The organism is Streptomyces sp. NPDC094143 (genome assembly GCF_040303825.1).
In the GTDB taxonomy this organism is placed as follows: Bacteria; Actinomycetota; Actinomycetes; order Streptomycetales; family Streptomycetaceae; genus Streptomyces.
This window is the reverse complement of record NZ_JBEOTZ010000087.1, coordinates 1-9,047: the sequence shown is the minus strand read 5'-3', so window position 1 is coordinate 9,047 and position 9,047 is coordinate 1. Positions and strand designations below refer to the sequence as shown.

10 protein-coding genes and 1 pseudogene are annotated in these 9,047 nt (G+C 70.9%); 10 read left to right on the top strand and 1 reads right to left on the bottom strand.

All coding sequences use genetic code 11. The annotated features are described in order from the left end of the window. Window positions 1-93: 93 nt before the first annotated feature. Window positions 94-693 (top strand): annotated as a pseudogene (locus tag ABTZ58_RS39405) (alpha/beta fold hydrolase); the annotation flags it as partial. A gap of 274 nt (window positions 694-967) precedes the next feature. Continuing rightward, window positions 968-1,330: a DUF1304 domain-containing protein gene (locus ABTZ58_RS39400; protein WP_351368127.1), complete on the top strand. Its 363-nt coding sequence runs from the start codon at window positions 968-970 to the stop codon at window positions 1,328-1,330. Here ABTZ58_RS39400 and ABTZ58_RS40430 read toward each other — a convergent pair. Further along, the gene (locus tag ABTZ58_RS40430; RefSeq protein ID WP_502996217.1) at window positions 1,275-1,511 is read right to left on the bottom strand and encodes a DUF6924 domain-containing protein; all 237 of its coding nucleotides are present in this window, start codon (window positions 1,509-1,511) and stop codon (window positions 1,275-1,277) included. The genes ABTZ58_RS39400 and ABTZ58_RS40430 overlap by 56 nt on opposite strands. Window positions 1,512-2,116: 605 nt before the next feature. On the opposite strand from ABTZ58_RS40430, the gene ABTZ58_RS39395 reads away from it, so the two are divergent. From ABTZ58_RS39395 to ABTZ58_RS39360, 8 genes are all read left to right on the top strand, one after another. Continuing rightward, the gene (locus ABTZ58_RS39395) at window positions 2,117-2,449 is read left to right on the top strand and encodes a hypothetical protein (RefSeq protein WP_351368124.1); all 333 of its coding nucleotides are present in this window, start codon (window positions 2,117-2,119) and stop codon (window positions 2,447-2,449) included. Window positions 2,450-2,723: 274 nt separating this feature from the next. Then, window positions 2,724-4,247, top strand: a complete 1,524-nt coding sequence (locus tag ABTZ58_RS39390) for a carboxylesterase/lipase family protein (RefSeq protein WP_351368121.1) — start codon at window positions 2,724-2,726, stop codon at window positions 4,245-4,247. 26 nt (window positions 4,248-4,273) lie between these two features. Next, window positions 4,274-4,711 (top strand): RidA family protein, encoded by a 438-nt coding sequence (locus ABTZ58_RS39385; protein WP_351368118.1) that lies wholly within the window; start codon window positions 4,274-4,276, stop codon window positions 4,709-4,711. Between the two features lie 72 nt (window positions 4,712-4,783). After that, on the top strand, window positions 4,784-5,776 hold the full coding sequence (locus ABTZ58_RS39380; protein ID WP_351368115.1) for an AraC family transcriptional regulator: 993 nt from the start codon (window positions 4,784-4,786) through the stop codon (window positions 5,774-5,776). 664 nt (window positions 5,777-6,440) lie between these two features. Beyond that, entirely contained in the window at window positions 6,441-6,749 is a 309-nt protein-coding gene (locus tag ABTZ58_RS39375) for a GNAT family N-acetyltransferase (protein ID WP_351368111.1), read from the top strand. Window positions 6,750-6,926: 177 nt separating this feature from the next. Then, the gene (locus tag ABTZ58_RS39370) at window positions 6,927-7,448 is read left to right on the top strand and encodes an SRPBCC family protein (protein WP_351368108.1); all 522 of its coding nucleotides are present in this window, start codon (window positions 6,927-6,929) and stop codon (window positions 7,446-7,448) included. Between the two features lie 279 nt (window positions 7,449-7,727). Beyond that, the gene (locus ABTZ58_RS39365) at window positions 7,728-8,267 is read left to right on the top strand and encodes a DUF4232 domain-containing protein (protein ID WP_351368105.1); all 540 of its coding nucleotides are present in this window, start codon (window positions 7,728-7,730) and stop codon (window positions 8,265-8,267) included. 78 nt (window positions 8,268-8,345) lie between these two features. Next, on the top strand, window positions 8,346-8,918 hold the full coding sequence (locus ABTZ58_RS39360) for a sigma-70 family RNA polymerase sigma factor (protein ID WP_351368102.1): 573 nt from the start codon (window positions 8,346-8,348) through the stop codon (window positions 8,916-8,918). Window positions 8,919-9,047 lie beyond the last annotated feature (129 nt).

Genomic DNA, 9,047 nt, shown 5'->3' with positions numbered 1-9,047 from the left:
ATGTCCCGCGAGCTGACGGGAGAATCCACGCCAACGTGGCGAATCGAAACGGACATGACCGTCACAACAGCGTGAACTTTGATCAGATGCCCTCTTAGAGCCGGACCGGTCGAGATGTTCGCAAGCAGCGGCGGAGCGATCACCGCACTCGCGGTCGTGGCGAAGTATCCCGCAGACGTGACCAGCCTGGTCGCACACGAGCCACCGCTCATCACCCTCACACCGGACGGCCCGGCTGCCGTGCGGGCGCGGGCCGGTGTCCGGGATGCGTACGAAAAGCGGGGGTGGGGCGCTGGGATGGCTGCGTTCGTGGCCATGACCTCCTGGGAGGGAGAGTTCACCGACGTGTACTTCGCACAGTCAGCGGCCGATCCCTCAGTTCTCGGGATGCCCACGGAGGACGACGGCTCGCGTGACGATCCACTGCTGTCCGACCGGTCATGGGCGGTAAGCAGCCATCGGCCGGATGCCGCAGCGATCGCCGCTGCGCCGACCTGCATCGTGATCGCTGTGGGCGAGGAGTCCCTGGACGTGCAGACTGGACGCACCTCCGTCGCGGCCGCCGAACTGCTCGAACAGCGGGTGACCGTGTTCCCGAGCCATCACAGCGGGTTTTGCGACGGAGAGTTCGGATATCCAGGGAAGCCGGACGAGTTCGCGCATCGACTGCGCGAGGTCCTCGACGGCGCATGACTGATCGCTTCGGCAGGAGTGCTGACTGAGCCGCGCCGCGGTGACCTGGTCGGGCGTGCCCTCGCTTGGCTGCACCGGTCAATCCGGCTCCGCATCCGCCACGAGTGGCGCGCCGATATCCACCAAGGCCTGCGAGAGCTGGGCTGTGGCCCCATACGCCTCAGCCGCATGCGAACCTCACTGGAACGATCAGTTGTCGACGCTCCTTCGAACCGAGTCCTCCCTCCGCTCGTGGCAAGCGTCACCCGTGTGTCACGAAGTGAGGAAGAAGCCGATGGACATCGTCGCGAACGTCCTGGTAGTCGTCGTGGCCGTGCTGCACCTGCTCTTCGCCGTACTGCAGGCGTTCCTGTGGCAGGGGCCCCGGGCACGGGCGCTGTCCGGCTTCGACGCCGGCACCGCCCGTGCCACCGCGCCGCTCGCGGCGAACCAGGGCCTTTACAACGCCTTCGTCGCGGCCGGCCTGCTGTGGGGACTGCTGCGGGTCGCGGAGCGGGGTCACGCCGTGCTGGTCTTCTTCCTCGCGTTCGTGGTGATCGCCGGGGTGGTCGGAGGTCTCACCGCGCGGCGCACGATCCTGCTCACCCAGGCTCTGCCGGGAGCGGTCGCGCTGACCGCGGTGCTGTCCGCCCACTGAGGCGCCAGGACACGGCCGTCGGCGGAAGGCAGGAGCCGCGAAGGACAACGTCTTCGTCGGCTCGGTCGGCGGACTCCTCGAAGTCCCCGACGTCGAGCGAGACCTCGCTCTCCAGCCGAGCAGTTCGGGACGCCACGACGCGGAACGTCCGTCCGTTACGGGTCCTTCCCTGCCCTGGCAGCCGAGCATGAGGACCGGGTGCTCGCCCTCCGGGCCGCGCCAGCCGCCACGAAGCGGGAGGCGCATCCTCGCCGTCCGGTGATCAGGCTTACGAGACGCTCGGGCATGAGGTCACGACCGGGCCACCCGTGGACTCCCGTCAACGTACGGATCATGGACGAACCCGCCTACCGGGACCTCACGCCCTGCCGGGAGCAGGCCTTGTGTGCACATGGCCATGCCCGCTTATCGGCGCGGTGGACGCGGATCAGCGCGTTCGTTCCGCCGGGCAGCGGTGTGATCCCGCGCTTGTGCCTCTCACGGCCGAGGGCGCCCCGTTCCGGTCGGCTCGGATCGATGACCCGGCTCCCCGTCCGCCCGTCCGTTCCCCGGTCACGGCAGACACCGGCACCGGTTCGCCACCACGGCAGCCCCCAGGCGGATCGGAGGGCACATCCGTACGACCTGGGCGACAGAAGACGCAGGCGTATACGGAAGAGTTTCTGACGCATAGGGAGTCTTCCGCCCGGTGCCTAGTGTGGGAAACGCACGTCACCGCGTGCCTGTCCGTGCCACGTGCCGTGTCCGCGGACGTCCTCACCGACTGCGACCTGGGAGCGTCCACACATGTTCTCGACCAACTCCGTCCGGTTGGGCGATGTCGGGTTCGCCCGTACCGCCGAGTGGCGGGGCGCCATCGCCCGCGCGTCGGAGATCGTGCCGGAGGCGCCTGAGCGGATGTGGCGGGACAACGTCCCTTGGCTTAGCCCGCACTTGCACGACTCCCCCACCGGCGTGCACCGCGCCGACACGCCGACCTGGGTGATCCGCAGCAGCGAAAGCCGCACCATCCTGGCCGGCACCGGCAACGACGAGGAACGCGCTTGCCCGCCCGCCCGCGGCTGCCCGGACACCGGCTTCCGGGACAACCTGGCCGCCGGGACGCGACCCGAGCAATGATGCCCAGTCTCGTACGGATCCTCGGCGCGGACCTGCCCACTCGCGTCGAGGGGGAATCCTCAGCAGGCCGGCAGAGCCGGCTACCGGGCCCCGGAACGGGCCGACCACTACGCCCTGGTCGGGCCCGCCCCCTTCCCCGGTCACGGTGCCGTTCACACCGACCGCGAGGGCTCCCGGTTCCTCGGGCAGTGAGCCCCTCCAGCCAGGACTGAACCCCTTCCGGCCCCACCCCCGTTCGTTCTCCAGCAACCACCCGATCCGGGCGAGGAACCGCATGTCCGCACACACAACGGCCACCGTCACCGTCTCCGAGGGCACGCTGCGCGGTGCCCGGCGCGAAGGCGTCCACGTCTTCCGCAACATCCCCTACGCGGCACCGCTCACCGGGGCCGCCCGCTTCGACGCACCCGCGCCACCCGCGCGGTGGGAGGGCGTGCGGGACGCGACCGCCCTCGGTCCCACCGCGCCCACCCCGCCGCCCGGCAGCCGCGTCGGCGGTATCGACCTGTCCGCCCTGTCCGGCCCCGGTCGGCGTCCCGGCGACGCGTACCTGACCGTCAGCGTGTGGACACCCGACCCCGGAGCGCACGGACTGCCGGTGATGCTCTTTCTACACGGCGGCGGCTTCACCACAGGGACCGGTGACGCCCCGATGTACGACGGGACCGCCTTCGCCCGCGACGGTGTGGTACTGGTCACCTGCAATTACCGCCTCGGCGCCCCGGGTTGGCTGCTGCTGCCGGACGCACCGGCCAACCGGGGCATGCTCGACGTGATGGCGGCCCTGTCCTGGATCCAGGAGAACATCACCGCGTTCGGCGGTGACCCGGACAACGTGACCCTCTTCGGCCAGTCGGCTGGCGGGACCATCACCGCCTCCGTGCTCGCCAGCCCCGCCGCCGAGGGCCTGCTTCACCGTGCCATCGTCCAGAGCGGCACCGGGCAGGGCTCGTTCACCGCTGAACAGGCCCGGCGGATCACCTCGGCCCTCGCCGCCGACCTGGGTGTGCCCGCCAAGGCCGCAAGCTTCGCCGGGATCACCGACGAGCGTCTGGTCGAGAGCGTCACCCGCGTCACCGGACTCGACCTGACCACCACCGACGGGCAGCCGGACCCCCTGCTGGGCCTGACCCCCTTCGCTCCCGTACTGGATCCCGCGACGCTCGAACGCCAGCCCGCCGACGCCGTGGCCGCCGGTGCCGGGGCGGGCGTGGACCTGTTCATCGGAAACACCACGGAGGAGGCCGCTCTGTACCTGGCCCCCTCCGGTGCGCTCGGAGCCACCACGCAGGACGACCTGCTCACGCTCGCCTCCCGCGTCTCCCCCTCCGGCCCGGAGCGGCTGCTGACCGCCTATCGCGAGCAGCGGCCCGGTGCCTCACTCGCGGCCCTGCGCACGGCGATCATGAGCGATCACCTCTTCGGCACCGGAAGCCGCAGCCTCGCCCGCGCCCATGCCGCCGCCGCCGGCGCCCGGACCTTCCAGTACGAGTTCGGCTGGCGCTCGGGCGCCTTCGCGGGCACGCTCGGCGCCTGCCACACAGTGGACCTGCCGTTCGTCTTTGATCACTTGGACCTGGCGTCCCTGCACGGCCCGAACCACCTGCTGGGCCCCGGCCCCGCCCCCCGCGAACTCGCGCGGCGGGCGCACACGGCATGGGTCCGCTTCGCGTCCACCGGCGACCCCGGAATCTCTGCGGGCCCGCAAGGCTCCGAAGACCGTCCGGGGACAACGCCGATACCCCCGTCCGCGCCGGACGGCCCCTTGCGCGTGACCCGCCTGCACCACACCCCCTGAACACTCACACCGGGAGTCACCCCCTCATGCCATCCGTATCCTCCGCGTCCCTCACGTCCACGACGGCCCCCGCACCGGCGCCGGGCGAACCGGCCCTCCTCGCCCCGCTGTCCCCTGCCGTCCGCAGGGGACCGATCCTCCAGCTGTCCGGCCACGTCGCCCTCGACGCCGACGGCACCGTCCACGGCCGGACGGTGGCCGAGCAGACCGCCTTCGTCCTGGACCAGATCACCGCCCAGTTGTCCGCCCACGGTGGGGCCTGGGCCGACGTCACCATGGTCCGTGTCTGCCTGACCGACACCGCGCACTTCGCGGAGATGAACTCCGTGTACGCCGCCTCCGTGCCGCAACCCTTCCCCGCCCGCACCACCACCTACGGTCCACTGCCCGGCGATTTCCTGGTCGAGATCGACGTCATGGCCGTGCCGGCGGAGACCGGTTCACCCGCCGAGCAGCCCGCGTGACCTCGCCGACGGGTTCGGACGGCACACGCCGCCGCCACGAGGCAACGTGCGAAGAGACGGAAAGGCACAGACGTGGACGTACTGAGTGAGGCCCTCGCTCTCATGCGCACCGGATCGCCCCTGACGGCGCGAGCGCGCCGCAGAGGGGCGTGGGCCGAGCGACACGGGCCCTTTCCCGGTGCCGGGTTCCACGTGGTGCTGCGGGGCAGCTGCTGGCTGCTGCCGGTGGACGGGCATCCCGTGGAATTGGGCCCCGGTGACGTGGTCCTGCTGCCGCGCGGCAGCGAACACGCTCTCGCCTACGCGCCCGGACTGTCCCTGACCGGCATGCCCGCCGGCTGCCGCCCGGTCGTCCCGGACGTCCTGCTCGAGGACATCGACGGCGCGGGCAGTGGGGACGACGTGCCGCGGACAGCGGCAGACCGGATGTCGGTGGACCTTTTGTGCGGTGCCTACCAGCTCGACCGTGACCTGACCCACCCGCTGTTCGCACAGATGCCGGACCTCGTGCACCTGCCCGCGACCGTGGGCAGCCGGCCGGCGCTGCGAGCCGCAGTGGAGCTGATCGGAGGTGACCTTCAGCAGGCTCAGCTGGGGGGCGCCGCCGCGGTGGGCGCGCTGCTGGACCTGCTGCTCGTCTACATCGTGCGGGCCTACGTCGAGGAGCAGGCCGACGATCCCACCAGGGGACAACCGGCGGCAGGGTGGCCCGCGGCACTGGCCGATCCGGCGATCACGACAGCGTTGCACGTGATGCACCAGGAGCCGGCCAGACCGTGGACCGTGCAGGAGTTGGGCCAGCGGGCGGGCCTGTCCAGGGCGGCGTTCGCGCGCCGGTTCACCGCGCTGGTGGGGCGACCGCCGCTGTCGTACCTGACATGGTGGCGGCTGTCGACGGCGGCCCGGCTGCTGAGAGAGGCCGACGCTCCGCTGGCCTCGATCGCCTCTCAGGTCGGGTACACCTCGCAGTTCGCGTTCGCCCACGCTTTCAAGCGCGAGTTCGGCCTGTCCGCGGGCAGCTACCGGCATCAGTGGCGGGAGAGGGCGGACACCGTTGCCGCATAACCCGGGTGGTGTGGTGCCCGGACGATCACGGACACGGCCCGGCCGGGCAACGGGGCACGTCGGTGAACCGCGGGCGGACGCGTGTCGTGGTCCACGGTGCGCGTCGTTGCCTTCCCGCGTCCGAGACCTGTTCCGGGCCGGGCAAGACCTTCCAGCGCAGTGCCCCAGCGAACCCGAGGATCCCTCATGGCGAGCCCCTACTTCCCTGACCGTGTCGACGCCGCTGCCGACAGCTGGGCGGCTGCCCTCGCCCTGTTCGCGGACGCCCAGCCGGGCGGTTTCCACCGCAGCGGCACGCACGGCACGATGGAGCTGTTCACCGGAGCGCCGATGCCCCTGCTGAACGGGGTCTTCGGCACCGCGCGACGGGCCGATGCCACCGAGGTCGCGGCCTGCGCCGCCTCCCCGCGGCTGACAGCGGCGCCGTGGAGCCTGCAGGTCCGCGGTGACCGGGTCGACCCCGCGATCGAGGACATCGCCGCCGCGCACGGGCTGCGGCAGCGCTCGACCCTGCCGTTCATGCTCAAGGCCCTCACCGAGCAGGACGCGATGATACCGGGACCGGGATCCGGCGGGCCACGGGCGCGCTCGGTGGGCGGCGAGGAGGGCGGCCTGTACCGGGACCTGCTGGCCGCCGGGGCCGAGGGGCCGCCCGGTCTCTTCGATGTCTTCGTCACTCCGGCACTGCTGGACCACCCTCGCATGCGGGCGTACGTCCTGGAAGCCGGCGGGGGAGCCGGCGGCGACCTCCTTCGGTGTTCTGGTGGGCGACGCGGTGGGCGTGTTCAACGTCACCGTCCTGCCGCAGCACCGGCGGCGCGGCTACGGCCGGGCGGCTACGCGCGCGGTTCTGCGGGACGCCCACGCGGCTGGTGCCCGCACCGCCTTCCTGCACTCCACCCCGCCGGGTGTGCCGCTGTACGAGGCGATGGGCTTCCACACGGCGGAGAACTGGACGGCCTTCACTCCGTGACCTCCCGTCCGCCACGGGCGGGCGGGAGGTCTCGTCCCGCCACCGAGAGCTGTTGACCTTCCAATGACTGAGTGGTTAACTACTCACACATGAGCTTTGTTTCGGGCCACACCCTCGAAGCTGCGATGGTAATTGACCAATCACACACAAGTGGGCAGCGCTCCACAGGAGGACACCATGCTTACCCTCGCTTCCGCCGCGTCCGCACTCCTCGCCGCCGTCATCGGCTCCGCGAACACCGCCCCCCAGCCTGTCGGGATCGACGAGAACGCTCCCGTGATCACCCGCGACGCCATCGTGATCCAGGCTCCCGTCAACCGCGTCTGGCACATCCAGACAGACGTGGAGAACTGGCCGGCCTGGCAGCACGGCGTCAGCTCCGTGGTCAAACAGACCGACGGCCCCCTGCGCCCCGGCTCCTCCTGGGTGTGGTCCACCGAGGGCCTAGCAGGCATCACCTCCACGGTCGAGCAGGTTGACCGGAAGCGGCGCATCGTGTGGGGCGGGCCCGCCGCCGGCATCACCGCCGTCCACGTGTGGACCTTCACACCGACCGGGAAGGGAGTCGTCGTCCGCACCGAGGAGTCCTGGACCGGCGAGCCGGTCAACGCCGACACCGTCCGGTTGCAGCAGGCACTGGACGCCTCCTTGGACCGCTGGCTGGAGGACCTCAAAAAACGAGCCGAACGGCACCCCTGACCCTCCTCGTCGCGCTCCGCCACCGCACGCCACCCGGGCTCCCCGCGTTCCTCCCGGCATTCCAGGCTGTCCACGTTTCCGCAGCTCAGAAGCGTTCCAGCGTTCCACCCGTCCCAAACAACCCGCAGACGCCGTGCGTGGGACGGAATCTGGCCCAGGCTGGAGTCGTTCCCGGCCGCCGCCTCGTCGGCAACGCGCCGGGAGGGCGCCGCACTCGCGGTCGTCCCTCGCCTTCCTTTCCTTCCTCGCCATCGAAACGACCAGCAGAAAGCCATCCCCATGCGTATGACGACCCGGCTCCTCACCCGCCTCTCTGCCTCCTCCCTCGTTCTCGCCACGGCCTTCGGCGTCCTCGGCACCCAGGCCGCCTCCGCGGACACCGCGAAGAAGCCCAGCGCGCCGGTCACCTGCACCGCGGCCAACACCGAACTGGCCGTCAGCAAGGTCAAGCGCCCGATCAACCACCTGCTGCTCACCGCCACCAACACCGGCAGCAAGCCCTGCAACGCCTACGGCGCGCCGTTCCTGCGCACCGACCCGGACGCGCAGGCACCCGTCGCCTGGAACGAGGACACCCGTCCGCAGGCCGTGGTGACACTGCGGCCCGGAGCGTCCGCGTACGCGGGCCTCGGGACCTACTCCCCCGACGGTGACACCGGCCACCGCGTCAAGCAGCTCGGCGTGCTGTTCACCGGTGCGAAGCTGAGCGGCTCGGTCGGCCCCGAGCGGACCGTCCGGCTTCCCGGTTCCGGGGCGCACTTCAACAGTTCGGCGTACGTCACCTACTGGCAGGCCACCGCGGCCGACGCCCTTTCCTGATCCGTCCGGCAGCACACATCACGAACCGTTCGCCGTACAGCGCTCGCTGAGGGGCGCTTCACACCCGGGGATACACGCATGAGTAAGGGTCAGGCGGCTGCTCTGGTCGCGCAGGCGAGGTCGGCCACCGCACAGGCGGACGCCGCGGACGCCGAGTGGTTCATCCGCGCGCTCTACGCCGAACACGGCAAGGCACTGCTGTCGTACGCTGCCCGGCAGCTGGGCAACGACTGGCACCGCGCCCAGGACGTGCTTCAGGACGCCGCCGTACGGGCCTGGAGGCATGCCGGTTCTCTGGGGCTGACCCCGGAGGCGATGCGGCCGTGGCTGTTCAGGGTCGTCAGGAACCTGGTGATCGACGACTACCGCGCGCGGGCACTGCGCCCCAGCGTGCCAGACCCGCTGGACGATCTACTGGTCTCCGTCGGTGACGACGTGGACCGACTGCTGACCGCGCATGTGGTGCAGGAGGCGCTGGAGGACCTCACCGCGCAGCAGCGCGAGATCCTGCGGGAGATGTACTTCAATGGCCACAGCGTGGCCCATGTGTCGGAACTGCTCGGCATTCCGACGGGTACGGTCAAATCCCGCAGCTACTACGCGATGCGGGCACTGAAGAAGGCACTGACCGCCCGCGGCGTCCTCGGCTGAACCCGGCCGGGGGACCCGAGCGGATCCGGACCCTCCCCCTGTGAGGGCGCCCGCGTGCGTGCGCTGACGGCGTTCCAGAGCGCCGAACACACACCGGTCGCCCACGTGCTTGCCGCCGACCTGGCCCTC

Coding starts and splice junctions, on each gene's coding strand:
- ABTZ58_RS39365 (WP_351368105.1), top strand. CDS start 7,728: ATGCGTATGACGACCCGGCTCCTCACCCGCCTCTCTGCCTCCTCCCTC.
- ABTZ58_RS39370 (WP_351368108.1), top strand. CDS start 6,927: ATGCTTACCCTCGCTTCCGCCGCGTCCGCACTCCTCGCCGCCGTCATC.
- ABTZ58_RS39375 (WP_351368111.1), top strand. CDS start 6,441: ATGTCTTCGTCACTCCGGCACTGCTGGACCACCCTCGCATGCGGGCGT.
- ABTZ58_RS39390 (WP_351368121.1), top strand. CDS start 2,724: ATGTCCGCACACACAACGGCCACCGTCACCGTCTCCGAGGGCACGCTG.
- ABTZ58_RS39360 (WP_351368102.1), top strand. CDS start 8,346: ATGAGTAAGGGTCAGGCGGCTGCTCTGGTCGCGCAGGCGAGGTCGGCC.
- ABTZ58_RS39400 (WP_351368127.1), top strand. CDS start 968: ATGGACATCGTCGCGAACGTCCTGGTAGTCGTCGTGGCCGTGCTGCAC.
- ABTZ58_RS39395 (WP_351368124.1), top strand. CDS start 2,117: ATGTTCTCGACCAACTCCGTCCGGTTGGGCGATGTCGGGTTCGCCCGT.
- ABTZ58_RS39385 (WP_351368118.1), top strand. CDS start 4,274: ATGCCATCCGTATCCTCCGCGTCCCTCACGTCCACGACGGCCCCCGCA.